Origin of the sequence: Lichenicoccus sp. (genome assembly GCF_965277665.1) — a bacterium.
In the GTDB taxonomy this organism is placed as follows: Bacteria; Pseudomonadota; Alphaproteobacteria; order Acetobacterales; family Acetobacteraceae; genus Lichenicoccus.
Genome location: NZ_OZ255835.1, coordinates 949,899 through 974,017, shown reverse-complemented (window position 1 = coordinate 974,017; position 24,119 = coordinate 949,899). Strand labels below are relative to the sequence as shown.

At 70.3% G+C, this 24,119-nt stretch carries 21 protein-coding genes; 12 read left to right on the top strand and 9 right to left on the bottom strand.

Going from position 1 to position 24,119, the window contains the following annotated elements; genetic code table 11:
- Nucleotides 1–64 precede the first annotated feature (64 nt).
- A complete protein-coding gene (locus ACQY4O_RS04340; protein ID WP_428374996.1) occupies nucleotides 65–1,552 on the bottom strand; it encodes a pyridoxal phosphate-dependent decarboxylase family protein in 1,488 nt (495 codons plus the stop codon).
- 113 nt (nucleotides 1,553–1,665) lie between these two features.
- On the opposite strand from ACQY4O_RS04340, the gene ACQY4O_RS04335 reads away from it, so the two are divergent.
- From ACQY4O_RS04335 to ACQY4O_RS04325, 3 genes are all read left to right on the top strand, one after another.
- Nucleotides 1,666–2,526 carry an alpha/beta fold hydrolase gene (locus ACQY4O_RS04335; protein WP_428374995.1) on the top strand — a complete coding sequence of 287 codons (861 nt, stop codon included), beginning with the start codon at nucleotides 1,666–1,668 and terminating at the stop codon, nucleotides 2,524–2,526.
- Between the two features lie 49 nt (nucleotides 2,527–2,575).
- A complete protein-coding gene (locus tag ACQY4O_RS04330; protein WP_428374994.1) occupies nucleotides 2,576–3,370 on the top strand; it encodes an acid phosphatase in 795 nt (264 codons plus the stop codon).
- Nucleotides 3,371–3,509: 139 nt separating this feature from the next.
- Entirely contained in the window at nucleotides 3,510–5,654 is a 2,145-nt protein-coding gene (locus ACQY4O_RS04325; RefSeq protein WP_428374993.1) for a carbohydrate-binding domain-containing protein, read from the top strand.
- A gap of 312 nt (nucleotides 5,655–5,966) precedes the next feature.
- Here ACQY4O_RS04325 and tkt read toward each other — a convergent pair whose 3' ends face one another.
- From tkt to ACQY4O_RS04310, 3 genes are all read right to left on the bottom strand, one after another.
- Nucleotides 5,967–8,027 (bottom strand): transketolase, encoded by a 2,061-nt coding sequence (gene tkt, locus ACQY4O_RS04320; protein ID WP_428374992.1) that lies wholly within the window; start codon nucleotides 8,025–8,027, stop codon nucleotides 5,967–5,969.
- 122 nt (nucleotides 8,028–8,149) lie between these two features.
- Nucleotides 8,150–9,298: a pyridoxal phosphate-dependent aminotransferase gene (locus tag ACQY4O_RS04315; protein WP_428378100.1), complete on the bottom strand. Its 1,149-nt coding sequence runs from the start codon at nucleotides 9,296–9,298 to the stop codon at nucleotides 8,150–8,152.
- A gap of 64 nt (nucleotides 9,299–9,362) precedes the next feature.
- Entirely contained in the window at nucleotides 9,363–10,565 is a 1,203-nt protein-coding gene (locus ACQY4O_RS04310) for a pyridoxal phosphate-dependent aminotransferase (protein WP_428374991.1), read from the bottom strand.
- Nucleotides 10,566–10,675: 110 nt separating this feature from the next.
- Here ACQY4O_RS04310 and ACQY4O_RS04305 point away from each other — a divergent pair, with 110 nt between their 5' ends.
- The gene (locus ACQY4O_RS04305; RefSeq protein WP_428374990.1) at nucleotides 10,676–11,941 is read left to right on the top strand and encodes an MFS transporter; all 1,266 of its coding nucleotides are present in this window, start codon (nucleotides 10,676–10,678) and stop codon (nucleotides 11,939–11,941) included.
- On the opposite strand, the gene ACQY4O_RS04300 is transcribed toward ACQY4O_RS04305, so the two are convergent.
- Together ACQY4O_RS04300 and gluQRS are read right to left on the bottom strand one after the other, a co-directional pair.
- On the bottom strand, nucleotides 11,917–13,437 hold the full coding sequence (locus ACQY4O_RS04300) for an alpha-amylase family glycosyl hydrolase (RefSeq protein WP_428374989.1): 1,521 nt from the start codon (nucleotides 13,435–13,437) through the stop codon (nucleotides 11,917–11,919). The two genes, ACQY4O_RS04305 and ACQY4O_RS04300, sit on opposite strands and share 25 nt — an antisense overlap.
- Before the next feature lie 22 nt (nucleotides 13,438–13,459).
- On the bottom strand, nucleotides 13,460–14,341 hold the full coding sequence (gene gluQRS / locus ACQY4O_RS04295; RefSeq protein ID WP_428378099.1) for a tRNA glutamyl-Q(34) synthetase GluQRS: 882 nt from the start codon (nucleotides 14,339–14,341) through the stop codon (nucleotides 13,460–13,462).
- A gap of 207 nt (nucleotides 14,342–14,548) precedes the next feature.
- On the opposite strand from gluQRS, the gene ACQY4O_RS04290 reads away from it, so the two are divergent.
- Together ACQY4O_RS04290 and ACQY4O_RS04285 are read left to right on the top strand one after the other, a co-directional pair.
- Entirely contained in the window at nucleotides 14,549–15,109 is a 561-nt protein-coding gene (locus tag ACQY4O_RS04290; protein ID WP_428374988.1) for an HNH endonuclease, read from the top strand.
- Between the two features lie 57 nt (nucleotides 15,110–15,166).
- Nucleotides 15,167–15,694, top strand: coding sequence for a hypothetical protein (locus tag ACQY4O_RS04285; protein WP_428374987.1), 528 nt, complete (start codon nucleotides 15,167–15,169; stop codon nucleotides 15,692–15,694).
- A 42-nt stretch (nucleotides 15,695–15,736) separates the two neighbouring features.
- On the opposite strand, the gene ACQY4O_RS04280 is transcribed toward ACQY4O_RS04285, so the two are convergent.
- Both ACQY4O_RS04280 and ACQY4O_RS04275 read right to left on the bottom strand, forming a co-directional pair.
- Nucleotides 15,737–16,873 carry an HD-GYP domain-containing protein gene (locus tag ACQY4O_RS04280; RefSeq protein ID WP_428374986.1) on the bottom strand — a complete coding sequence of 379 codons (1,137 nt, stop codon included), beginning with the start codon at nucleotides 16,871–16,873 and terminating at the stop codon, nucleotides 15,737–15,739.
- Nucleotides 16,874–16,993: 120 nt separating this feature from the next.
- Nucleotides 16,994–18,475: a mechanosensitive ion channel family protein gene (locus tag ACQY4O_RS04275; RefSeq protein ID WP_428374985.1), complete on the bottom strand. Its 1,482-nt coding sequence runs from the start codon at nucleotides 18,473–18,475 to the stop codon at nucleotides 16,994–16,996.
- 88 nt (nucleotides 18,476–18,563) lie between these two features.
- On the opposite strand from ACQY4O_RS04275, the gene ACQY4O_RS04270 reads away from it, so the two are divergent.
- Both ACQY4O_RS04270 and ACQY4O_RS04265 read left to right on the top strand, forming a co-directional pair.
- The gene (locus tag ACQY4O_RS04270) at nucleotides 18,564–18,932 is read left to right on the top strand and encodes a DUF427 domain-containing protein (RefSeq protein ID WP_428374984.1); all 369 of its coding nucleotides are present in this window, start codon (nucleotides 18,564–18,566) and stop codon (nucleotides 18,930–18,932) included.
- A gap of 42 nt (nucleotides 18,933–18,974) precedes the next feature.
- Nucleotides 18,975–19,244, top strand: a complete 270-nt coding sequence (locus tag ACQY4O_RS04265) for a hypothetical protein (RefSeq protein ID WP_428374983.1) — start codon at nucleotides 18,975–18,977, stop codon at nucleotides 19,242–19,244.
- A gap of 15 nt (nucleotides 19,245–19,259) precedes the next feature.
- On the opposite strand, the gene ACQY4O_RS04260 is transcribed toward ACQY4O_RS04265, so the two are convergent.
- Complete coding sequence (locus ACQY4O_RS04260) at nucleotides 19,260–19,604, bottom strand: hypothetical protein (protein ID WP_428374982.1); 345 nt, start codon at nucleotides 19,602–19,604, stop codon at nucleotides 19,260–19,262.
- A gap of 132 nt (nucleotides 19,605–19,736) precedes the next feature.
- Between ACQY4O_RS04260 and ACQY4O_RS04255 the strand changes: the two genes are divergently transcribed.
- Genes ACQY4O_RS04255 through ACQY4O_RS04240 form a run of 4 tightly spaced genes read left to right on the top strand, consistent with a single transcriptional unit; the run spans nucleotide 19,737 to nucleotide 24,119 of the window.
- Nucleotides 19,737–20,498 carry a DUF3891 family protein gene (locus ACQY4O_RS04255; RefSeq protein WP_428374981.1) on the top strand — a complete coding sequence of 254 codons (762 nt, stop codon included), beginning with the start codon at nucleotides 19,737–19,739 and terminating at the stop codon, nucleotides 20,496–20,498.
- Nucleotides 20,499–20,548: 50 nt separating this feature from the next.
- Complete coding sequence (locus tag ACQY4O_RS04250) at nucleotides 20,549–21,571, top strand: BMP family protein (protein ID WP_428374980.1); 1,023 nt, start codon at nucleotides 20,549–20,551, stop codon at nucleotides 21,569–21,571.
- A 32-nt stretch (nucleotides 21,572–21,603) separates the two neighbouring features.
- Entirely contained in the window at nucleotides 21,604–23,100 is a 1,497-nt protein-coding gene (locus ACQY4O_RS04245; protein WP_428374979.1) for an ABC transporter ATP-binding protein, read from the top strand.
- Entirely contained in the window at nucleotides 23,097–24,119 is a 1,023-nt protein-coding gene (locus ACQY4O_RS04240; protein WP_428374978.1) for an ABC transporter permease, read from the top strand. The genes ACQY4O_RS04245 and ACQY4O_RS04240 overlap by 4 nt, the downstream gene beginning before the upstream one ends.

Genomic DNA, 24,119 nt, shown 5'->3' with positions numbered 1-24,119 from the left:
CTTTTCTACCGGCGCCGCAATGGCGCGTCCAGATCCGGGACCTGCCGCGGCCGGCGTGCGGCGCTCACGGCGCGCAGGCACCCCGCGCCGCCGCCAGGCGCAGCAGCGCATCGACCATCATGTCGATGTCGGCGGTCTCGGTGCGATGGTTGACGATCGCCGCCCGGATCGCCCGGCGGCCGCCGATCATCGTCGTCGAGGGGACCGCGATGCCGGACTCCTGCAGGTCCTTGACCAGCTCGGCGTTGAACCGGTCCCAATCTACCCCGTCCGCGGCCACCGTGTCCGCGCCGGACCGGTCGGCTCCGGGCCGGTTCGTAGTCAGGTGGCGCACGCAAAAGCACACGATATTGAGCGAGACCGGCGCCAGCAGCTCCAGCTCGGGCGCCGCCAGCACGCGCGCCTCAAGATGCGCCGCGACCGCGCAGCAGCGCTCGACCATGCGGCCGATCTCGGCGCTGCCATAGGTCCGCAGCGTCATCCACACCTTCAACGCGCGGAACCCACGGGACAAATCCGGGCCGAGATCGGCCGGCCACGGCGCATTGCCGGCGGTGCCGCGATCCTCGCGTGCCAGGTACGCCAGGCTCTGGGCAAAGGTCTGCGCCTGCAGCGCCGGATCGCGCACCACGATGCAGCCGGCGTCATACGGCACCTGCGCCCATTTGTGGAAATCGAACGCCAGGCTGTCGGCGCGCTCGATGCCGGCGAGCCGATGGCGCAGCCTCGGCGACAACGCCGCAAGCGCCCCGAACGCGCCGTCCACATGGAACCACAGCCCCTCGGCGGCGCAGAAATCGGCGAGCCCCGCGAGATCGTCGATGGCGCCGGTATCCACCGTGCCCGCGCTGCCGACGACCAGGAACGGCCGCAGTCCTGCTGCACGGTCGCGCTGCACGGCAGACCGCAACGCCCCGAGGTCGAGCTGCCGCCGCGGGTCGCAGCCGATCGTGCGGAGCGCCGCAGTGCCGAGACCGGCCAGGTCGAAGGCGCGCGGGATGCAGCCATGCGCACTGGATGCGGCGTAGCCGACCAGGCCCCTGCCCGCGACACCATGCGTGCGTACATCCGGGCCGGCGGCGTGTCGGCGGGCGACCAGGACCGCGATCATGTTGGCCATCGACGAGCCGGTGACCAGCAGGCCGGAGCTGTCGGCGGGCATGCCCACCATCTCGGCGGCCCAGCGCACCACCTGTCGCTCCACCTCGATGGGCGCGTGGTCGCGGCCGCCGAGATTGGCGTTCAGGCCGCCCGCAAGGAGTTCGGCCAGCATGCCGATGCCGGTGCCGCCGCCATGCACCCAGCCCATGAAGCGCGGATGCGTGTTGCCGACGCTGTACGGCGCCACCAGCCGCTGGAAATCCTCGTAGATCGCCTCCGGCGCAGCCCCCGCCTCGGGCAGCGGCAGGCGCAGCTCCGCCCGCAGCGCCTCGGGCATGGGCTGCCAGACCGGCTGCGCGCGCAGATCGGCGAGGCGGTCGATCATGTCGTCCAGCATCCGGTGCCCGAGGGCGCGCAGACCGCTCCAATCCTCCGGGTCAAGACCCGACATCAAAACCCCTCGCCCCGGATCGCTGGTGCATCAATGGTGCTCTGCCACAAATGGCCATGGCTTGCACGCGGTCCGTCTCGACCGGGCGGGGGCGCGCGGGATATGCAGGCAGCATGTTCTTCAATGGCTTCACCCTGCACGAGAACCTGCGCGAGACCCTGCACCAGACCGGGGGCATCCGGCTGCGCACTGGAGGCACCGGGCCTGCCCTGCTGCTGCTGCATGGCCAGCCGCAGAGCCATGCGATGTGGCATGGCGTGGCCGGCCTGCTCGCCGACCGCTTCAGTCTGGTCTGCCCGGACCTGCCGGCAGGCCGCAGCGAACGACAGCTTGCCTCCGACATGCTGGCGCTGATGCAGCGCCTCGGCCATCGCAGCTTCGGCGTCGCCGGCCACGATGTCGGCGGCCACGTGGCCTGCCGGATGGCGCTGGATGCGCCGGACCGGGTGCAGCGGCTGGCGGCGCTGGAGATCGTGCCGATCCCCGAGCAGCTCGACCGCAACGACATGGCCTACGCGCTCGCCGGCTACCAGAGCTGCTGGTTCGGGCAGCTGCATCCCAAGCCGGAGGCGCTGGTGACGCGGGCGCCGGATGCCTGGTTCCGCAGCCCGGCCACGCGCGAGGATGCGCCGTATTTCCACCCCGAGGCGGTCGCGGATTATCTGCGTCTCGGCGGCGGTGTCGGCGAGGCGGCGCCGCACGCCCTGCCGCCCGACCACCGGGCCGGTCCGCCGCCCGAGGCCGTCGGCCGGCGCACCCGGATCGACTGCCCGACCCTGGTGATCTGGGGCACCGGGGGCCGGATCGGCGGCTGGTACGATCCGCTTGCCCTGTGGCGCGAGTGCGTCGATGGCGAGGTGAGCGGCGGCCCGCTGCCGGCGGGTCATTTCCTGGCCGAGGAAGCCCCCGACGCGGTCGCCGCCGCATTCCGCAGCTTCTTCGGCGTGATGCCGCGGGCGCAAATCCTTTCCTGAGGGCGAAACCTGCATGCCAATCCAGTCGCCGTCCCGCCTGCCGGGCCTCATGGCTGCCCTCCTCCTGGCAAGCTGCACGCAACCGGCGGCCCCGCCGGTGGTGCCGGCGCAGGGGACCCCCTATCTGGGCGCCGCCGCCCGCCCGGATGGTCTGCGGGTGCTGCCGCCGCCGCCGGCTCCGGGCTCGCCGGCCCAGCGGCTCGACCAGGTGGTGTTCAGCCACAGCAGGACGACACGCGAGCGGGATCCGCAGCGCTGGGCGCTCGCCAGCAATGACGCACAGCTCGATCTCGACCACCTGATGGCCGATTTCGCCTGCGCGCTCGGGGTGCGGCTGGACCGGCACAGCGCACCCGCGCTGTACCGGCTGCTCGCGCGCGTTTCGCTCGACAGCCGGCCGGAGACCGACGCGGTGAAGGACCATTACGGACGCCGCCGCCCCTATATCGGCAACGACGCACCGATCTGCGTGGCGCGCGGGACCAGCCTCGACACCAGCGCATCCTATCCGTCCGGCCATACCACGGTGGGCTGGACGCTGGCGCTGCTGCTCGCCGAACTGGCACCCGACCGGTCCGGCGAGATCCTGGCGCGTGGCCGCGCGTTCGGCGAAAGCCGCATCATCTGCGGCGTGCACTGGCTGAGCGACGTGCAGGCCGGCTACCTCAATGCCGCAGCTCTGGTCGCCGCCCTGCATTCCAGCGTTGTGTTCCGCGCCGACATGCTGCAGGCGGGCCGCGAGATCGCGCTCGCCAGGAGCCGTGGATGGCAGGGAGATCCTGCGATGTGCACGGCGGAAGCTGCGGCCGAGATCCACTCGCCGCTGTTCGCGTTGCAGCCGTGAGGCGGGTGCCGGTTCTGCGGGCCGGATGACCCTGCATCTGCGGCCGGCCCGATTGCGTTACGTTGCAACAATCATTTTTTGTTGTCTGTCTGTAACGAATAATTTACGAGGTGAGGCTCGCGGCAGGCAGGTCTTACCCATGGCGACAGATGCAAGCGTGAACGGCCTCTCCGGCCACACGATCACGGCGAGCGGCTTCCTGAACACGCTCGGCGTCGACACGCACATCCCGTACACGGATGGTGGCTACGCCAACCTGGCGAACGACGCCGCCGACCTCGCCTATCTCGGCATCACCAACGTGCGCGACGGCATCAGCAACGGCGCCAACGGCTCGGCGCCGCTCAGCAGCTTCATCACGCTGGCAAAGCAGGGTATCAAGTTCACCTTCGTCATCGCCGGCGGCGGCGCGGTGACGACGGCCAGCCTGCGAGCCCAGCTTGCGCTGATCGACCAGGTCAACGAGGCCGTGCCGGGGAGTGTCGTCGCCGTCGAGGGCGCCAACGAGATCAACAACTTCCCGATCACCTTCAACGGCGTCGGCGGCGAGCAGGGGGCCCTGAACCTGCAGTCGGCGCTGTACAGCGCCGTTCATTCGGATCCGAATTTGTCCGGCGTGGCGGTCGATTATTTCACCGGCTACGGCGCGGGCAGCGACGCCACCGGTCCGAACCCGACGACAACCGCCGGGCTCGCCGACTACGACACCCAGCATCCATACCCGAACGGCGGCCAGGCGCCGGAGAAGTGGGTGACGCCCACGCAGGCGCTCGGCAACGAGAGCGCCGCCACCGGCTTCGGTCCGGCGGTGTTCACCGAGACCGGCTACACCACCAACGGCGGCACCAGCGGCGGGGTGAATGCCGACGTGCAGGCGAAATATACGCTGGACCTGCTGCTGGACGACGCCGCCAACGGCATCTCGCGCACCTACCTGTATCAGCTGATGGACGCCTACAAGCCGGGCTCGCCGCAGGGCGATGACGGCTACGGGCTGTTCGACCCGAGCAATGCCCCCAAGGAAGCCGCCACCGCGATCCACGACCTGGTCTCGGTCCTGGCCGATCCCGGTGCCGCGGCCGCCAGCTTCACGCCGACGCCGCTCGCCTACTCCGTCACCGGGCTGCCCGCGACCGGCAACAGCGTCGCGCTCGAGAAGTCCAACGGCGCCTACGACATCGCGGTCTGGAACGAGCCGCGGATCTGGAACGAGGCGCTCGGCACGGAGATCACCGCCGCCAGCACCCCGGTGACGGTGCAGCTCGGCCGCACCTACGGCACCGTCGAGATCTTCGATCCGCTGGTCTCGGCGACCGCCATCTCGACGCTGACCGATGCGAGCTCGGTCAAGATTTCCGTGACCGACCACCCGCTCATCATCCAGGTGGCAAACCCGACCGGCATCAAGTCCGGGCCGATCCCGGCTCCGGTGGTTCCGGCGCCCGCCAGCGTCACCGTCGGCAGCGGACCCGACACCATCGGCCTCGAGATCGCCGAGGACGCCTATCTCGGCAATGCGCGGTTCACCATCAGCATCGACGGCAAGCAGGTCGGCGGCACGCAGACCGCGCAGGCGTCGCACGCTGCCGGACAGTCCCAGGATTTCCGCGTCGAGGGCCGCTTCGGTGCGGGCCAGCACACGGTCACCGTCGACTTCCTGAACGATCTGTATGCCGGGACGTCCAGCACGGACCGCAACCTGTACGTCACCGGCGCCAGCTTCGACGGCGCGGCGCAGCCTGGCGCGCAACTGTCGCTGTATTCGGACGGGACGCAGTCGTTCAAGGTGGTCTCGTCCACCACCTACAGCGAAGGTGCCGCGGGAGGCACCGTCACGACGCTGGGCCGCGACACGGTCGATATCGGCACCGGCAGCGTCACCATCCATGCGGATGGGCCGTCCACCAAGGTGGTCGGTGGCGCCGGCGCGATGAAGTTCATCGCCAGCAGCGGCAACGACTTGATCCTGGCCGGCAGCGGCGCCTCGACCGTCACCGGCGGCAGCGGCACGCTCAGCTTCACCGCGGCCAAGGACGCCGCGGCAAGCATCACCGCCGGATCCGGCCGCGAGGTGTTCGACCTGGTCCAGGGCCAGGCCGGCGGCACGCTGGCGATCAGCGGCTTCAAGTCCGGCACCGACAGCATCCACCTGCAGGGCTATGCGGGCACCGGCCTGCAGAGCGAGGTGAGCTATGCGGGCGGCACCCTGATCACGCTGACCGACCATACACGCATCGCCCTGGCCGGCTTGTCCGCCAGCAGCAGCCACACGGTCTTCGGATAGGCCGGCGACGGCGGCGGGAGGGCGTGCTCCGCCGTCGCCAGGAGGAGCGATTTAGCAAGGCCAAGGGCGTTGCCCCTGGACCCCATCAAAGGCTCGCCTTTGAAATCCTTGAATTTAAGAATCGGGGACTGGGGCCCCCACTGCTCCAAGACGGGGCCCCAGCGGGATCAGGGCAGCGCCCTGACCTTGCCTGCTTCAGCACCCTGTTAGGTAGAGCGGCACCCGATCAATTGGAATCGCTTCGCGATGCCAAGCGTCGGATAAAGCTGCTCTATCAAACGACAAGCTGAACATGATCGATCGGATCATGCTCTACGCCGCGACCTCGGCCAGCGTCTCGCGCGCGGCCCGCACCACCGCATCGGTCGAGATGTCGAACTTCTTGTAGACGTCGCCGATCTTGCCGGACGCGCCGAAGCCGTGCATGCCGACGAAGCGGCCCGTAAAGCCGATATACCGGTCCCAGCCGAGCTCGACCGCCGCCTCGACCGCGACACGCGCATGGGTCGCACCCAGCACCGACTTCCTGTAGGCCGCGTCCTGCTCCTCGAACAGCAGCCGGCTGGGCATCGAGACGACGGCGGTGGGGATGCCCTCCTGCTGCAGGATGGCGCGCGCCTCGACCGCGAGATGCAGCTCGGACCCGGTGCCGATGATCGTCAGCTTGCGCTCGCCACCCTCGGCCTCCAGCAAGACATAGGCGCCCCGCGCGGACTTGTTCTCGTCGCCGGGCTCGCGGCGCAGCAGCGGCATCGGCTGGCGCGACAGCGCGATGAGGGCCGCGCGACGCGGCGCCTCGAGGATCAGCTCCCAGCACTCCGCGGTCTCCACCGGGTCGCCCGGACGGAACACCGCGAGGCCGGGGATGGCGCGCAGCGCCGCCAGCTGCTCGACCGGCTGATGCGTCGGGCCGTCCTCGCCGAGGCCGATCGAGTCATGCGTCATGACGAAGATCGTGCGGATCCGCATCAGCGCCGCGAGCCGGATGGCGGGCCGACAATAGTCGGAGAAGCACAGGAAGGTGCCGCCATAGGGGATCAGGCCGCCATGCAGCGCGATGCCGTTCATCGCCGCCGCCATGCCATGCTCGCGCACGCCGTAATGCATGTAGGTGCCGCTATAGTCGCCGGGCTTGATCTCGACCATGCCCTTCGCGCGGGTGTTGTTCGAGGGCGTCAGGTCGGCCGAACCGCCCAGCAATTCCGGGATGGCGGCCGCGAGATGATCGAGCACGGCGCCGCTGGCCGAGCGGGTGGCCATCTCCTTGCCGCTGGCGATGAACTCGGCACGCGCCGCCGCGATCGCCTGCTTCCAGTCCGCCGGCAGCTCGCCATTGTTGCGACGCTCGAACTCGCGCTTCAGCGCCTCCGGCGCCGCCGTGACGCGGTCGGCCCAGGCCAGCCGGGCGGCCCGCCCCTTGGCGCCGATCTCGCGCCAGGCGGCCAGCAGGTCCTCGGGGATGACGAACGGCGGCGCATCCCAGCCGAGGATCTTGCGCGCGCCGGCGATCTCCTCCTCGCCCGGCGCATCGCTGTGCGCCTTCTGGGTGCCGGCCTTGGTGGGGAAGCCGAAGCCGATGATGGTCTTGCAGGCGATCATCGAGGGCTTGTCGGTCACCGCGCGCGCGGCGGCGATCGCGTCGCGGATCGCGTCCGTGTCGTGGCCGTCGATCTCCTGGACATGCCAGCCGGAGGCGCGGAACCGCTCGACCTCGTTGTCCGAGACCGACAGGCTGGTCGCGCCGTCGATCGAGATGGAGTTGTTGTCCCAGAAGGCGATCAGGTGGCCGAGCTTGAAGTGGCCCGCCATCGAGATCGCCTCCTGGCTGATGCCTTCCATCAGGCAGCCATCACCCAGGAAGACATAGGTCCAGTGGCGGCAGAGGTCGTCGCCGAACTTCGCGTTCAGGATGCGCTCGGACAGCGCGAAGCCGACCGAGTTCGCGACGCCCTGGCCGAGCGGGCCGGTCGTCGTCTCGATGCCGTCGGCATGCTTGTATTCCGGGTGGCCTGCGGTCTTGCTGTCGATCTGGCGGAAGCGCTTGAGCTCGTCGAGGGTCATGTCCTGCGAGCCGGTCAGGTACAGCAGGCTGTAGAGCAGCATCGAGGCGTGGCCGTTCGACAGCAGGAACCGGTCGCGGTCGAACCAGTGCGGGTCGGCCGCGTCGAACTGCATGAAATCCTTGTAGAGAACGGTCGCGATGTCGGCCATGCCCATCGGCGCACCGGGATGCCCGCTCTTGGCCTGCTGCACCGCATCCATCGACAGGAAGCGGATGCAGTCGGCGAGGTCGCGCAGGTGCTGGTCGCGCGGCTTGGGCACCGTCTTGAACTGCGTGGGCGCGGGTGCCGGGGGGGCAGCAGTGTCGGCCATGGGTCGAGGCTCCTTGTTCGCACGATCCTTCGATAGGACCGGGTATGGCATGGCTGCGCGGGCGCCGAAACCTCGCGCGGGCCTGATGCGGCCGGTTCACGCGGACGGGAAGCGGCTCGAATTTAGCGCAATCCGTCGCAGAAGACGCTCATCCGGGCGCAGGCCTCCAGCAGCGTGTCGTCGTCCGATGCGACGCTGAGGCGCAGGTAGGGGCTCATCCCGAAGGCAGCGCCCTGCACCACGGCGACATGCTGCTCCTCGATCAGGGCCAGCGCAAAATCCTCGTCGGTCGCGATCAGCGTGCCGCCGGCGCTGGTGCGGCCGATGCAGCCGGCGATTCCCGGATAGGCGTAGAACGCGCCGTGCGGCATCGCGCAGGTGACGCCGCGCATGGCCCGCAAGGCCGAGACCACCAGGTTGCGCCGGCGCCGGTAGGTGACCCGCATGACCTGCACCAGCTCGGGACCGCCCTCGAGCGCTGCGACCGCGGCCGCCTGGCTGATCGTGCTGGCCCCGGAGGTCGCGTTGCCCTGGATCGTCGTCATGGCGCGGATCAGCGGCGCCGGGCCGCCGCCATAGCCGATGCGCCAGCCGGTCATCGCGTAGGTCTTCGACACCCCGCCGATGGTCAGGATGCGGTCGCGCAAGGCGGGCGCCACCGCGGCCAGCGAGGCGTGCGGCGGCCCGTCATAGATAAGATGCTCGTAGATCTCGTCGCACAGCACCCAGACCTGCGGATGCCGCTCCAGCACCGCCGCATAGGCGCGCAACTGCTCCGCCGAGCAGGTGGCACCCGTCGGGTTGTTCGGGAAGTTCAGGATCACCCACTTGGTGCGCGGCGCAATCGCCGCCTCCAGCGCCTCCGGGGTGAGCCCGAATTCCAGCGCCTCGGGGCATTGCGGATGCACCGGCACGCCGCCCAGCAGCTGGGTGATCAGCGGGTAGCTGGCCCAGTACGGCGCCGGGATCACCACCTCGTCGCCGGGCTCGAGGGTGGCCATCAAGGCATTGAACAGCATCTGCTTGCCGCCATTGCCGACCATCACCTCGGCGTCCTCGAAAGGCAGCCGGTTCTCGCGCGCGAACTTGGCCCGTACCGCGGCCTTCAGGGCCGGGGTGCCATCCACCGGCGGATACTTGGTGTGGCCGGCCAGCGCCGCGTCGTGCGCCGCCTCGACGGCCTCAGGCGGGGTCGCGAAATCCGGCTCCCCGAGTGCGAGCGAGATCACCCGGGTGCCATGCGCCCGCAGCGCACGGGCGCGGATCGCCATGCCGATGGTGGCCGGCACCTGCAGCGAGGCCAGCCGCGACGCCAGCTCCGGCACCGGGCCGTTCCTAGCGCAGGCCGGCGCAGAAGCGCTGGATGCGGGTGCACGCCTCGCGCAGGCTCTCGGTGTCGGTGGCGTAGCTGACCCGAAAATGCCCGGGGAACATGAAGGCGGCGCCATGCACGGTGGCGACGCCCTCCTCCTCCAGCAGCGCGGTGACGAAGCGCTCGTCATCGTCGATCGCGATCCCGGTGCGGCTGGTCAACCCGATGCAGCCCTGCATCGACGGATACACGTAGAACGCACCCTCGGGCTTGTGGCAGGTGATCCCGGCCGCCTGGTTCAGCATCTCGACCACGAGGTCGCGCCGTCCCTGGTAGGTCTCGACCATGTCGCCGATGAAGTCCTGCGGGCCGGTCAGCGCCTCGAGCGCCGCGGCCTGGCTGATCGAGCTGGCGTTCGAGGTCGACTGGCTCTGCAGCTTGTCCATCGCCCGGATCAGCGCCAGCGGGGCGCCGGCAAAGCCGATGCGCCAGCCGGTCATCGCGTAGGCCTTCGAGCAGCCGTTCATCGTCACCGTGCGGTCGCGCAGACGCGGCTCGACCTGAACGATGGTCGCCGCCTTGAAGTCGCCGTAGATCAGCTTGTCGTAAATGTCGTCGGTGAAGATCCAGACATCCGGGTGGCGCAGCAGCACGTCGCAGATTGGCCGCAGCTCCGCTGCCGAATAGGCAGCACCCGTCGGGTTGTTCGGGCTGTTGAGGAAGAACCACTTGGTGCGCGGGGTGATCGCCGCCTCGAGATCCTCGGCGCGCAGCTTGAACCCGGAATTCGGGCCGCACGGGATGATCACCGGGGTGCCGTCGGCCAGCGCCACGATGTCGGGATAGGAGACCCAGCAGGGCGACGGGATGATGGCCTCGTCGCCGGCCTCCAGCGTCGCCACCATGGCGTTGTAGATCACCTGCTTGCCGCCGGTGGAGACGATGATCTCCTCGGGCCGGTAGTCGAGCCCGGAATCCAGCCGGAACCGCTCGGCGATCGCCTGCCTCAAAGCCGGCGTCCCGGAGACGTCGGTGTATTTGGTCTGGCCGGCCTCGATCGCCCGGATCGCCGCCTGCTTGACATTGTCGGGGGTATCGAAATCCGGCTCGCCGGCCGACAGGCTGATGATGTCGCGTCCGCCCGCCTTGAGCGCCCGCGCCTTGGTCGAGATGGCGATGGTCTGGCTCGGGCTGATCTTGTTCAGGCGGGCGGCGATGCGGTCCATGGAGCCTGTCCGGTGATGCACGGGAGGCGGCAGGCTAGATCATAACAGGCGGATGCGAAACCGACCCGGACCGCCTGCGGCGGCGATTGCACGGTGCTGCACGATTATGGATGCTGTGCCTGGTTTCGAGGGAGAACGCCGATGCGCGGTCCGGCATGGTGGATGGCGCACTGCTGGTGATCAGAGCTCCCCGCGACAAGCCGGCGACATCCGCCGCCTCGGGCGTGCTGCCCGCCGGCGCCGAGCAGCGCGCCACCCGCCTGGTCTTCTTCATCGCCGGCTTCGGCAGTGCGGCATGGGCGGCGCTGGTGCCGTTCGCCCGCGCGCGCGCCGGCCTCAGCGACGGCACGCTGGGTCTGCTGCTGCTGTGCCTGGGCATCGGCTCGATCGTCACCATGCCGCTCTCCGGGGCGCTCGCGGCAAGGTTCGGCTGCCGTCGCGTCATCATCGCCGCCGGGACCGCCGCCGCCATCGCCCTGCCCCTGCTCGCGTCGATCTCGTCGCGCGCGGCCCTGGCGGTGACCCTGATGCTGTTCGGCGCCGGCATCGGCGGCCTCGACGTGGCGATGAACATCCAGGCGATCATCGTGGAGCGCGCCAGCGAACGCGCGATGATGTCCGGCTTCCACGGCCTGTTCAGCCTTGGCGGCATCGCCGGCGCCGGCGGGATGGCGCTACTGCTGGGCCGCGGCGCCTCGCCGTTGCAGGCGACGTGCTGCGTCTCGCTCGGCATGCTCGCCGCCCTGGCGGCCTCGGCCGCACATCTGCTGCCTTATGGCGCCCGCGCCGACGGGCCGGCCTTTGCCATCCCGCACGGCATCGTGCTGTTCATCGGCCTGCTCTGCTTCGTGCTGTTCCTGGCCGAAGGCGCGGTGCTGGACTGGAGCGCGGTGTTCCTGACCGCGGTGCGGCACATGGCGCGCTCCTATGCCGGCCTCGGCTACGCGGCGTTCGCGGCCACGATGACGGCGGGACGGCTCTCCGGCGACCGCATCGTGGATGCGCTCGGGCCACGGCGCGTGGTGCTGGCCGGCGGCCTGTGCGCCGCGGCCGGCTTCGTCCTGACCCTCGTTGCGGGCGGATGGCCGATGGCCTTGCTGGGCTTCGCGCTGGTCGGCGTCGGCTGCGCCAACATCGTGCCGGTGCTGTTCAGTGCCGTCGGACGGCAGAGCGTCATGCCGGAACCGGTCGCGGTGCCCGCGATCACCACGCTCGGCTATGCCGGCATCCTCGCGGGCCCCGCAGGGATCGGCCTGATTGCGCACCTGTCCAGCCTGCAGGTCGCCTTCATGGTCCTGGCCGCCATGCTGGTGGGGGTCTCGCTCAGCAGCCGCCTGCTGGAAACCGCCGCTCAGCCGATCGCGAACAGGTTGTAGCCCCAGCCGGGCAGGTCGAGATACAGCCCCTCGCCGGCCAGGGCGTCGCCGTCGCGGGCGTAGTGCTCCGGCCCAAGCCGGTCCGACAGCGAGACCAGCTGCCCGGCCAGTCCCGGATGCGCGAGGCGGATACGGCACTGGCCCCGGCTGTCGCCGTAATTGACCACGCAGAGCAGCCGCGGCCCGGCCTCGTCGGTCCAGCTCGCGGCGCTGAACGCAAGGTGGCTGGGATTGCCCTCCCAGGCCGCATCCACCGGCAGCGGCCGATAGGTCCCGTGCCGCAGCACCGGATCGCGCAGCACCGAGAGCAGGTCCAGGTAGAACTCGTGCACCGCGACGTCGATCTCCTCGACCGGCCCGCGCCGAAGATGGATCGGGATGTGCCTGCGCGCGCCTTCCAGCTGGCCCTGATGGAACAGGCGCAGGCCGGGTGCGGTGAAGGCGAGCACCGCGGCGGCCTTGTGCTGCGGCAGCGCCAGCGTCGCCGCTGCCCGCCTCTCGTCATGGTTCTCCAGGAAGCGGACGAGATGCGCCTGCCAAGGCGGATCGGCGGCGAGCAGGTCGCGCACGCGCTCGCCATCGCCGGCGACCAGCGCGTCGTACAGCGCCTTGTCGTAGGCGAAATCGAAGCCCTGCGCGATCATCTCGCGGTCGCGACCCCAGTACACCTCCGCCATGAGGCAGAAATCCGGCTGCGCCGCCCGCAGGCGCGCAATGGTGTCCTGCCAGAAACTCCCGACCGCTCGGCCCTGCAGGCTGTGACGCCAGGTCTGCCGGAACACCTCTGGCAGCAGCAGCATCGCCATGTCGCAGCGCAGCCCGTCGCAGCGCCCGGCGATATCGAGCAGCACGTCGCCCATCGCGGCCTGCGTCTCGGGATTGGCATAGTCGAGTTGCACCGTGTCGACCCAGCCCGGGAAATACGGATCGCGGCCATGCGCGAGCACCACTGGAGCACTGCTATCCGGGGTATCGATCCGCAGCCAGTCCTGCGGTTGCGACGCCAGGTCCGCCTCGGTGCCGTGCACGAACAAGGCGGGCCGGGCGGCAACCCAGGGATGATCGGGTGCGAGATGGTTCGGCACGAAATCCAGCATCAGCCGCAGGCCGGCGGCGTTCGCCCGGCGGCGCAGCCGATCCAGCGCCGCATTGCCGCCGAACTCCGCTTGCGCGCTGTAGTCCGAGACGGCATACGGCGATCCGCTGATATCCTCCGGACGCAGATCGGGCAGTGCGCGCCGGTAGCCGTCCTGCCAGGCCGGATTGCTGCGCGAGATCGACCGTCCAGCGGCTCCGGTCTGCCAGACGCCGAGGAACCAGACCCAGTCGAAGCCGAGATCCGCCACCGCGCGCAGCGCCTCGTCCGGGATATCGTCGAACCCGGCCTGCCGCCCGTAGCGGGCGCCGATTTCGGCCAGCAGCACCCTGGTATTGATCTGGTAGAGCACCGGATGCGCTGGCGCCGGCGGAGCGGCGGTGGTTTGCTGACCTGGCAAGACATGCTCCGTTTGCCGCACCTCACGCGAACCCTGCCAGCGTGCGAACCTCGGACGCAGTCATCCCGTCCGCGCGCATGGCGCGCAAGGTCCGGGCGCCATCACGCTTGGCCAGCCGCCTGCCGTGCCGATCCCGCAGCAGATGATGGTGCAGCCAGGCCGGTGGCGTCCAGCCCATCAGGGCCTGCAGCAGCCGGTGCACGTCGGTGGCCGGACGCAAATCCTCCCCGCGCACGACCAGGGTGACACCCTGCCGCCAGTCATCGTGGGTCACGCAGAGATGGTAGCTCGCCGGCACATCGCGGCGCGCCAGCACGACGTCGCCGAACCGCTCCGGACGGCACCTCCAGTGCAGCCCGGTCGCCGCGTCCTGCGCCTGCAACTGCCGGTCGGCATCGGCCAGGCTGTCGAGTGCGGCGCGCATGTCGAGGCGCAGCATGTAGGGCTCGCCGGCCGCGATCCGCTGCCGTCGCCGACCGGGCGCGAGGCCGCGGCAGGTCCCGGCATAGAGCGGCGCTTCGTCGGGCGTGCAATGCGGGGCGGACGCGGCGGCTTTTGCCTCGCGGGCGATGTCCGCCCTGCTGCAGAAGCACTCGTACAGCAGTCCACGCCGGCGCAGCACATCGAGCACCGCGCGATATTCCGCAAGGTGCGCGGATTGCACGCGGACCGCGCCGTCCCAGTCGAGGCCGAGCCAGGCGAGGTCCACCAGGATCGCCTGGGCATGGTCGGGCCGGCAGCGCTGCGGGTCGATATCCTCGAGTCGCAGCACGAAGCGGCCGCCGGCGGCCCGGGCGGCATGCCAGCCGGCCAGTGCGGAGGCGGCATGGCCCAGATGCAGCAGCCCGGTCGGGCTAGGCGCGAAGCGCGTCGTCAACGGTGGATCCGCGAAGCGCGTCGTCAGCGGTCGCTTCGCGAAGCGCGCCAGCACGGGTGGATTGTTGCCGTTCGGGGACAAGATGGTCACGGATTGTGCAGCCTGCTTGCCGGCACCCGGCTTGTAGGGTCATTTAGCGTCTGCGATAGATTATGATGGTAATCGACGGCGCAGCGTGATCGCCCGTGCGACTGAACGCCATGCTGCCAGCCGCGATCCGAGAAAGGATGCGCTTTGCTTCACGGCGGCCAGCACTATCCGGCTCTGGTCCTGAATGCGGACTTCCGGCCGCTCTCCTACTTCCCGCTCTCGCTCTGGTCCTGGCAGGATGCCGTCAAGGCGGTCTTCCTGGACCGTGTCTCGGTGCTGAACGAATACGACACCGTCGTGCACTCGCCGAGCCAGGCGATCCGGCTGCCGAGCGTGATCGCGCTGAAGGACTACATCCCGACGGCGCGGCGTCCTGCCTTCACGCGGTTCAACGTCTTCCTGCGCGACAACTTCTCCTGCCAGTACTGCCTCGACCGGCTGCCCACGCACGACCTCACCTTCGACCATGTCGTTCCCCGCTCCCGCGGCGGCCGCACCACCTGGGAGAACGTCGTCACCGCCTGCGGCACCTGCAACCTGCTCAAGGGCTCGCGGCTGCCGCGGGAGTGCCGCATGCACCCTCGCCGGACCCCGGCGCAGCCGACCACGTGGGAGCTGCAGGATAACGGTCGGGCGTTCCCGCCGAACTACCTGCATGAAAGCTGGCGCGACTACCTGTACTGGGACAGCGTGCTGGAAAGCTGAGCCGGGGCCTCCCGCCTCGCGCCCCATGCGCATCATGCGCCGGCGGCCGGTATCCTGATGTTCGTTGTCTATGGCCTGCTGGGCTATCTCGTCGTCACGCTGGCGGCCGCCGCGGTCATCCTTCGGCCGGGCGCACGGCGCGGTGAGCAGCAGCCTGCCGACCGGCACGCGGCTCCGCCCCAAGCTTGCATGGCGCCGCTGCTGCACGGCACCTCGTTGCGCGGCCGGCCGATCCGCTTCTATCGCTCGCCGCTGGCCGGCCCGGACTTCCCCTGGGTCGTGCTGCGCGACCTGTTCGAGATGGCGACCGACGGCGCGGCCTATTCGGTCTCGTCGGAATGGATCTATGCCGCCCGGCCGGAGACCGCCCAGGCGGTCATGACCGAACGTGGCGTCGAGCTGATGCTGTGCTTCGGGGCCGCCTGCGCGCTGCTGGCGACGCTTGCGACCGGGCCGGGTGGCCCGGCGGCCCTCCGTAGCTTCGGCGAGTCGATGGCGGAAGCCTACGTCCTGCAATGCGCCGGCCTCGACCGTCGGCAGTTCCTCGACCTCTGCGCCGCCGCCGCCGCGCGCGGCCCCGCCTGATGATGGCCTCGGCCTCGCAATCCGGGCTGCTCCAAAAGCCTCTCAGGGCGGCGGCCAGGGCGGCGCGCGGTCGAAGACGCGGCTGAACAGGGCCAGCAGGTGGGTGTCGAGCTTGCCCTGCATCTCCTGCATGATCCTGAAGGCGTCGTGGCCGGCCAGCCCCGATTGAGACGGACGGCACCCGATCAGGGTCGTGAAGACGTCGCAGATCGCAACGATGCGAACCGGGTCCGAAATGGCGCCGCCGGCCAGCCCGTCCGGGTAGCCCATGCCATCGAGCGTTTCGTGATGATGCCGCACCACGTCAAGCGTCATGGCCTCATGCTGGGCGTCATGCGCCCCCTGCGCGACAAGCAGGTCATGGCCGACGGACGCGTGGCCGCGCATGATCGCAAGCTCCTGCGCGTCGAGCGGGGCGGCCTTGTTCAGGATCTCGAGCGCGATGGTGCCCTTGCCGATATCGTGCATCAGCGCGGCACGCGTCAGCCGGTCGCAGTCGGTGTGGCTGAAGCCCAGCGCCAGGGCAAAGGCGGCGACCAAGCCGGACACCGTCATGCAGTGCCGGTAGGTGCGATCGTCGACATTGGACACCAGGCGGAGCCAGGCATGGATGCCGTCTTCCGCAATGGCTTCCAGCATGATGTCGGAGGCCTCGACGACCGCCTGCATGGTGATGCAGCTGCCCTGCATCGCCGCGGCGAGCATGTCGGCGATCGCCAGCCCGACGTCGGCGGCGGCGGCCGAGGTTGCGCCGGTATTGCTGCTGCCGCCGGCGTCGCGCAGCCAGGGCCGCAATGCCGCCGCGAGGTCACGGCAGGAGCTGTCGGCACCGAGGACGGCGGCAGCGCCGAGGGCTCTCGCCTGCACCTCGTCGCGCTGGGTCGGCGCCGCGATGAGGCACAGGATCGGCGTGTGCTGCAGGCGGAACGGCTCGAAGGCGCTGCGCAGCTGCCGGATCCTGCCCTCGCCGCGCGGCGCAACCAGGCTCACGATGGCCGCGATGTCTCCGTCCGGCACCATCGCATGACCGGCCGCCTCGTCCTGACCCACGCCGTCCAGGGACAGCGGCTCTGCCAGGCAGAGCGTACGCACCGGCTGCAGCAAGGCCAGGCTGCGGCGCAGCGACGGCATGCGTTCCGGGTCGGCGGTCACCAGGAGGATGCTCTTGGGCTGCGTCACGTCACCGGGGCCTTTGCGGATCGCGTCCGGCCGGATGGCTTTGCCGGGCGCATCACGAGTGTGACCGGCAAACCTTAAGCAAAAGCTTCCAGAGCTTCCGGTCTCGCCCCAGCGTCCGGCTCAGGTGCCGAGCAGGTGCAGGAAGCCGCGCAGCTTGCCGAGGAACATGTCGGGATGGGCGAGCTGGGCGTCGTCGGGGGTGGCCACGCTGCGGCGCAGCGCCGCCTGGCCGCGCTGCGCGACAGCATCGAGCGAAACCGCGAGCGCCGGGTCCGCCTTGATCGCCGTCGCGATGTCCGCCTTGTCGAGGCGATAGGCCTTCATCGTGGTCAGCGCGGTGGCCGAGGCCGAGAACGGCGCGTTGGTGATCACGCCGATGGCGCCGAGGCTCTCGCCCGGGCTCATCCGATAGACGACACGCGGCCCGGACGGCCCGTCGATGGTGATCTCGGCGACGCCGGACGCAATCATATACAGCCCCTGCGGTGCGTCGCCCTGGTGGATCAGCCGGTCGCCGGACTGCAGCCAGACCGGCCGGAAGTGCTGCACCAGCAGGTCGCGCTGCTTCGCCTCGAGGGCGCCGAACAGGTCGGATTGCTCGAGCAGTTGCGCGAGCGAGGGAACCGTCACCTGCGGCGGCGTGGCGGCGCCGGCCAGGGCCAGCGCAATGCCGGCATGATGCAGGTGGCGGTGGATCTGGGAGAACAGCTCGGTGCGGGCGTTCGCCAGACCCTCGCTGCTCTCCACCGAGAAGCTGACCTCGTAGATCGCCCCGTCGCCCTGCAGGCCGGTGCAGGCCACGCTCGGCGCCGGGTTGGCGCGCAGCAGCCGGCAGGCGCGGGTCGCCGACAGCAGCGCGTTCTGGCACTGCTCCGGAATGGCGTTGGCGTCGAGCCGCACCTCGATGCTGTCGCCGCGCATCGGCGTCGGCGCGCTGCGGTTCACCAGCCGCGCCTTGGCGATGATGCTGTTCGGCACCACGGCGATGTTGCTCTGGCCGGTGGCGATCTGCGTCGAGCGCCAATTGACCTGCACCACGTGCCCCTCGATGCCGCCTTCCACCCACAGCAGGTCGCCGGCCTTGTAGGGCTTCTCCAGGCCGACCGCGATGCCCGAGAACACGTCCGACAGGGTGCTCTGCAAGGCCAGGCCGAGCACGATGGCGATGACGCCGGAGGTGGCGAGCAGGCCGCGTATCGGCACGGTGAAGGCGAAGTTCACGATCGCCAGGACGGTGGCGACATAGATCGCGCCGGCCAGCAGGTCCGAGATGATCCGCGTCTCGCGCGGGCGCCCTTCGAGCACCACCAGCAGGCGCGCCAGCCCGATGGCGATCCGCGCTCCGATCAGCCACCAGCCGGCCTCGACGATCTGCTGCCAGAACTGCTCGCCCGATCGTCCGATGCGGTAGTGCGGCTGCAGCGGCGAGCCGAGCACCTGCTGCAGCAGGATGGTGAGCAAGGCAAAGGCGGTGACCTGCCAGGCCACGCGCAGCCAGAGCGGCCAGCGCAGCCCGAGCAAATGTGCCAGCCGCGGCACCAGGGGGGTCACCACGAGCAGCAGGGTCGACAGCAGCAGGGGCGACAGGCCGCCCGCGGCCACGTTGCGCGTCCAGTTCAGTGTCCCGCCCCTCGCCTGCGCGGCGATCAGCTTTCCATGAAGGGCGGCAGGATGCCAGACGCGCCGCCGGATGCGCCCGGATGCACGGCCGGACGAGGCGGCCGCAACGGCTCGGCGCGCGTCGCGTTATGCCACCATCAGCACGGAGAGCAGGATCATGCAGGCAGTCTGGAACGGACAGGTCATCGCCGAGAGCGAGGACGTCGTCAGCGTCGAGGGCAACGCGTACTTCCCGCGCAGCGCGCTGCGCGAGGAGGTGCTGGTTCCAAGCGCGCATACCAGCGTCTGTCCGTGGAAGGGCACGGCGCGATACCTCTCGCTCGACGTCGGCGGCAAGCGCAACGAGAACGCGGCCTGGTACTACGACGCGCCGAAGCCGGCGGCCGCCGAGATCCGCGACCGGGTGGCCTTCTGGAAGGGTGTGCAGGTCAAGCCCTGAGCCCGGTTTGCGCGCACCGCCCATCCTGGCTACGACCCTCTGATGCCTCACCCGCGGCCGGTGCGCCCGCGCAGCCATGACGCGGCGGCGCAAGCGGCCTCCTTCAACGACCTCCTCGATGCCGAACAGGACCGCTTCAAGGCCCGGGAGCGTCGGCACGCCCGCCGCGTGGCGTTCTATGCGGTGCTCGGCGCCATCCTCGTCGTCGGCATCGGTGTCTGGGGCTTCGGCGTGGAGACCAACACCCGCAATGCACCGATCCGCTGGGAGAAGCTGGCGCCGTCAATCTCCGTGGTGATCAGGCCGCACTGACCACCACCCTCGCAGCTATGACGTGGCGAGCAGACTTTCGAGCACGTCGTGGGCCGCCGCCTTCACGCCCTGGAAGATCGCATCCTCGGTGGGCAGCGCCAGGCCGAGCACGGTGGCGATCTGGTGGAAGGCCACGATCGAGCTGACGACAAGCGGGCTGCCGGTCTCGATTGTGTCGAGGGCCACCTGCAGCTTGACCAGCTCGGCCACGACGGAGACGTCGACGCTGCCGATCTCCTTCTGGATCGTGACCGAGACCGGCGCGAGCTTGCCGGCAAAGGCGATGCCGATGAGGCCGGGCAGCGACGTCAGCACGCCGCTCTCGATGATCGAGATGTTGGTGGGCATCGTGGCAGACATGCAAGTCTCCGTCTGTGGTTGGGAGCAGCATGATGCGCTGTCCCAACCTCCGGGCCGCGCGTTTTGTCTGTTATCGTAACGATACCGGCCGGCGGTTTTGCAGCGGCGACGGCACGGTCTAGGCTCGCCCGCATGCTGTTCCGTCAAGCCCCCTCTCCCGCGCTGGCCATCAGCCAGCCCGCGCATGCCTGGATCTCGGGCCAGTTGCTGCGGGCCTGGGCAGGCGATGTCGACGAGGCCCTGCAGCTCGCGGCGGAGCAGCACGATATCGGCTGGCTGGACTGGGAGGCCGACCCCGGTTTCGACCCGCGGACCGGCCGGCCTTACCTGTTCCGCGATGTCGGGGCTGCGATCCACGCGCCGATGTGGAGGCGCGGCGTCGAGCGCGCGCTCGCGGCCTGGGGCACGCGGGTCGCGCTGCTGATCTCGCGGCATGGCGGCGTGATCTACCGCCGCTTCACCGATCGCCACCGTCTGTCGCAGGCGGATGCGGACGCCGCAACCCGCTACCTGGAGACACAGGCGCCGGTCGAGGCGGCCTGGACGCAGGCCCTGGGGCTTGAGCCGGCGGCGTTGCAGCGCGACACGCTCCTGCTGGCCTGCGTCGACAGCTTGTCGCTCGGCTTGTGCGGCGAGCTGGCAGTGCCGCTCGATGTCGCGGCGCCGGACCCCGACGGCGGGATACGGCAGCTGCGGTTGCAGGCCCAGAGCGCGGACGGATCGAGGTTCACCCTGTCGCCCTGGCCGTTCCGCGCGGCGGAGATCGTCGTCGTCGCCGAGGCGCGGCCATTGCCGGCAGCCGGCCGCTTCGAGGACGCGGACGCGATGCGAAGCTGGCTCGCCGTGCCGGGGCGCGTGCCGCTCCGGATCAGGCTGACCCGGCCCGAAACGTAATCGCGGCACGGCTCTTGCTCGGATGCTCCCGGCTACGGGAAGACGACGAGATGATGCTGGATTTGAGGCGGACGCTGGGCGGTGTCCTGATCGCGCTCCTCGTATGTGTCACCCCCATGGGCAGCGGTGGTGCCAGGGCGGCTCCGGCCGCGAAGGCGGCCATCCTGCTGCCGGGCAGCATCAACGACCATAGCTGGAACGCGCTCGGCTACGCGATCCTGCAGAGCCTGAAGACGCACGGCTATGCCATCGCCTACTCCGAGAATGTCGCGGACGCCGACGAGGAACAGGCGCTGCGCGACTATGCCGGACGCGGCACCTCGATCGTCATCGGTCACTCCGGACGGTTCATGTCCTCGATGGAGGATATCGCCGCCGACTTCCCGCACACGCAGTTCATCGTGACGTCGGGCAACGAAGGCGCTCCGCCGAACGTGATGTCGATCGACTGGAACAATGCGCAATTCGGCTGCGAGCTCGGCATCCTGGCCGCGCGCATGAGCCGGAGCGGCAAGGTCGCCGGCGTGTACGGATTGGAAGGGGTTCCGAACATCACAGCCCAGGCCGGGGGGTTCCGCATCTGCGCCACGCGCGCCGGCGCCCGCGTCAGCATCCTCTACGTCCGCGACATGGAGGATGCGGCCTCGGCAAAGGAGGCGGCGCTCGCGCTGATCAACACCGGCGTCGACGTGCTGACCGGCAAGCTGAACGCGGCACAATCCGGCCTGGTGGAAGCCGCCAGAGAAAAAGGCGTCTATGTCACCGGGCGATCGCTGGACGATGCGAAATCGGCGCCGCGCGCTGTCCTGACCAGCATCATCGAGGACTGGCCGGCGATGTTCGGCACCGTCGCCGATGACGTGCGGGCGGGCAGGCTCTCCGGCCGCTTCGTGCAATACGGCTACGACACGAAGCCGGTCGCCGGCGCCTCTCTGCAGTACGCATCCGGTCAGGAATTCAATCCCGTGGTGCCGGCCTCCGTGGTGGCGGAGCTGCGCCATGCCGAGCAGCAGTTCGCGTCCGGCGCGCTGTCGGTGCGGCCGACGCGCAGCGATGCCCGCGCCGGAGGCTGACGGCGCCCGGGTGTGATCAAGCCGGTGCAAGCATGACGACTGCCACGCCGATGCTGCAGATGCGCGGCATCGTGCGGCGCTTCGGCACGCTGACCGCGCTCGACGCTGTCGACCTCGACGTGCGCGCCGGGCAGATCGTCGGCCTGCTCGGCGAGAACGGCTCCGGCAAGAGCACGCTCATGCGTATCCTGTTCGGCATGCTGCGGCCGGATGCGGGCGGCATCGTCTTCAAGGGCGGCGAGCTGTCCGGCCATACGCCGGCGCTGGCGATGCAGGCCGGGCTGGGCATGATCCACCAGCATTTCACCCTGGTCGAGGCGATGACCGTGCTGGAGAATGTCATGCTCGGCTGGCCGCGCGCCGGACGGGTGCTGCGGCGGCGCGAAATCGGCCGCATGATCGTCGAGACCGGTGCGCGCTACGGCCTGGACGTCGATCCCGGCGCCCGGGTGCGCGACCTGCCGCTGGGCCGGCGGCAGCGCGTGGAGATCCTCAAGGCGATCCTGCGCGGCGCCGATCTGCTGATCCTCGACGAGCCGACCTCGAACCTCGCGCCGGCCGAGGTGGAGGGCCTGCTCGGCGTGCTGCGCCGGCTGCGACGGGACGGCACCGGCATCGTGCTGATCAGCCACAAGCTGCCGGAAGTGCTGGCGGTGTGCGACGACGTCGTGGTGCTGCGCGCCGGTCGCGTGGTGGCGCAACTGCCGGTGGCGGCCGCGACCCGGGCCAGCCTCGCCGCCGCCATGCTCGGGCCCGGGAGACCGGAAGCAACCGTTCCGGCCGGTCCGGCATCCCCCGGCGCCGTGCGGTTGTCGGTGCAGGACCTGCATGGTGGCGCGCGCGGCGGCATCGCCTTGCGGGGCCTGACCTTCGACATACGCGCCGGCGAGGTGCTCGGGGTCGCCGGCGTCGACGGCAACGGCCAGATCGAGCTGGTGGACAGCCTGGCCGGACTGCAGCGTCCGGCGGCGGGCCGGATCACGCTGGACGGGCGCGACGTGACACTCGCCTCGGTCACCGCGCGGCTTCGCGCCGGCCTCGCGTTTTGCCCGGCCGACCGCGCGCACACGGCGCTCGTCCGCGCCATGAGCATCGCCGAGAACCTGGCGCTGCGGCAGGACGGCCGCACGCAGCGGCAGGGCGGCCGGCTGGCCCGGCATGCCACGCGGTTGATGCGCGACTACGACATACGCGCCCCAGGACCGCAGGTCGCGGCGGCGACGCTCTCCGGCGGCAACCAGCAGAAGATCGTGCTGGCGCGGGAGATCGAGCGCGCGCCCGGCGTGCTGGTCGCGCACCAGCCGACCTGGGGACTGGATCCGGGAGCCGCCGGCTTCGTCCTGCAGCAGGTCGCGCGCCTGCGCGACGCCGGCGCCGCGATCCTCTACGTGGCCTCCGACCTCGACGAGGTCCTGTCGGTGTCCGACCGCATCGCGGTGCTGTTCGCAGGCGGCATCGCCGGCATCACCAGCCGCGCCGACGCCCGCCTGGACCAGCTCGGGCTGTGGATGGCGGGCGGCTCGGCGTGAGCGCGCCGGGCAGTGCGCTGCAGACGCTGGGGGCACGGCTGGGCCTGGCGGCGCTGCTGACGGGCCTGAGTGCGGCGCTGCTGGTGGTGCTGTCGGGCCATGATCCGGTCGCGGCCCTGCAGGCGCTGGCGTCGGGCGCGTTCGGCTCGCGCAGCCGCATCGGCGCGGGGCTCGATCGCAGCACGCCGTATCTGCTGGCGGGCGTCGGCGTCGCGCTGTGCTTTCGCGCCGGCATCATCAATATCGGTGCCGAAGGGCAGATCGCCGCCGGCGGCCTGGGGGCGACCGCCGCGGCGCTGGGGGCGCCGGCCAGCGGGCCGATCGCGGCGATCACGCTGGCACTGCTCGCGGGCGCGCTGGCCGGCGCACTGTGGTCCGGGCTGGCGGCGCTGCTGCATCTGGTCCGCGGCGTGCACGAGGTGCTGGCGACCCTGCTGCTGAATTTCGTGGCGCTGCTGCTGGTGCAGTTCCTGCTGGCCGGCCCGCTCGGACAGGCCGGCGCCGGCTTCCTGCAGTCCCCGCCGATCCCGCTCACGGCACGCCTGCCCCGGCTGCCGCTGCTGGGCGTGCATCTGGGCTTTCCGCTGGCCCTGCTGGCGGCGGCGGGCGGGACCGCCCTGCTGTGGCGCACCCGGTTCGGCTTCGGATTGCGGGTGCTCGGCGCCTCGCGCTCCGCCGCCCGCTATGCCGGCTTCCGGCTGCCGGTGCTGACGATGCTGGCGATGCTGCTGGCAGGTGCCCTCGCCGGGCTCGCGGGTGCGACCGAGATCCTCGGGCTGCACCGGCGGCTGGTCGAGGGCTTTTCCAACGGCTTCGGCTTTCGCGCGGTGACGGTGGCGCTGCTCGGCCTGCTCGAACCGGTGCTGGTGGTGCCGGCGGCGCTGTTCGTGGGCTTCATGGAGGCAGGCGCGCAGTCCATGCAACGCGAGGTCGGGGTGCCGACCTCAATGGTGACGGTGCTGGAGGGACTGACCGTGCTCTATGTCCTGGCCGCGACCGCGCATCGCGCCAGGCGCTGA

Excerpts from the sequence above, each read along its gene's own strand:
- ACQY4O_RS04285 (WP_428374987.1), top strand. The coding sequence starts at position 15,167 with ATGTTCGTTGTCTATGGCCTGCTGGGCTATCTCGTCGTCACGCTGGCG.
- ACQY4O_RS04260 (WP_428374982.1), bottom strand. The coding sequence starts at position 19,604 with ATGTCTGCCACGATGCCCACCAACATCTCGATCATCGAGAGCGGCGTG.
- ACQY4O_RS04330 (WP_428374994.1), top strand. The coding sequence starts at position 2,576 with ATGGCTGCCCTCCTCCTGGCAAGCTGCACGCAACCGGCGGCCCCGCCG.
- ACQY4O_RS04325 (WP_428374993.1), top strand. The coding sequence starts at position 3,510 with ATGGCGACAGATGCAAGCGTGAACGGCCTCTCCGGCCACACGATCACG.
- ACQY4O_RS04305 (WP_428374990.1), top strand. The coding sequence starts at position 10,676 with ATGCTGTGCCTGGTTTCGAGGGAGAACGCCGATGCGCGGTCCGGCATG.
- ACQY4O_RS04255 (WP_428374981.1), top strand. The coding sequence starts at position 19,737 with ATGCTGTTCCGTCAAGCCCCCTCTCCCGCGCTGGCCATCAGCCAGCCC.
- ACQY4O_RS04335 (WP_428374995.1), top strand. The coding sequence starts at position 1,666 with ATGTTCTTCAATGGCTTCACCCTGCACGAGAACCTGCGCGAGACCCTG.
- ACQY4O_RS04315 (WP_428378100.1), bottom strand. The coding sequence starts at position 9,298 with ATGGCGATCCGCGCCCGTGCGCTGCGGGCGCATGGCACCCGGGTGATC.
- ACQY4O_RS04310 (WP_428374991.1), bottom strand. The coding sequence starts at position 10,565 with ATGGACCGCATCGCCGCCCGCCTGAACAAGATCAGCCCGAGCCAGACC.
- ACQY4O_RS04250 (WP_428374980.1), top strand. The coding sequence starts at position 20,549 with ATGATGCTGGATTTGAGGCGGACGCTGGGCGGTGTCCTGATCGCGCTC.
- ACQY4O_RS04265 (WP_428374983.1), top strand. The coding sequence starts at position 18,975 with ATGCCTCACCCGCGGCCGGTGCGCCCGCGCAGCCATGACGCGGCGGCG.
- tkt (WP_428374992.1), bottom strand. The coding sequence starts at position 8,027 with ATGGCCGACACTGCTGCCCCCCCGGCACCCGCGCCCACGCAGTTCAAG.
- ACQY4O_RS04270 (WP_428374984.1), top strand. The coding sequence starts at position 18,564 with ATGCGCCCGGATGCACGGCCGGACGAGGCGGCCGCAACGGCTCGGCGC.
- ACQY4O_RS04245 (WP_428374979.1), top strand. The coding sequence starts at position 21,604 with ATGACGACTGCCACGCCGATGCTGCAGATGCGCGGCATCGTGCGGCGC.
- ACQY4O_RS04340 (WP_428374996.1), bottom strand. The coding sequence starts at position 1,552 with ATGTCGGGTCTTGACCCGGAGGATTGGAGCGGTCTGCGCGCCCTCGGG.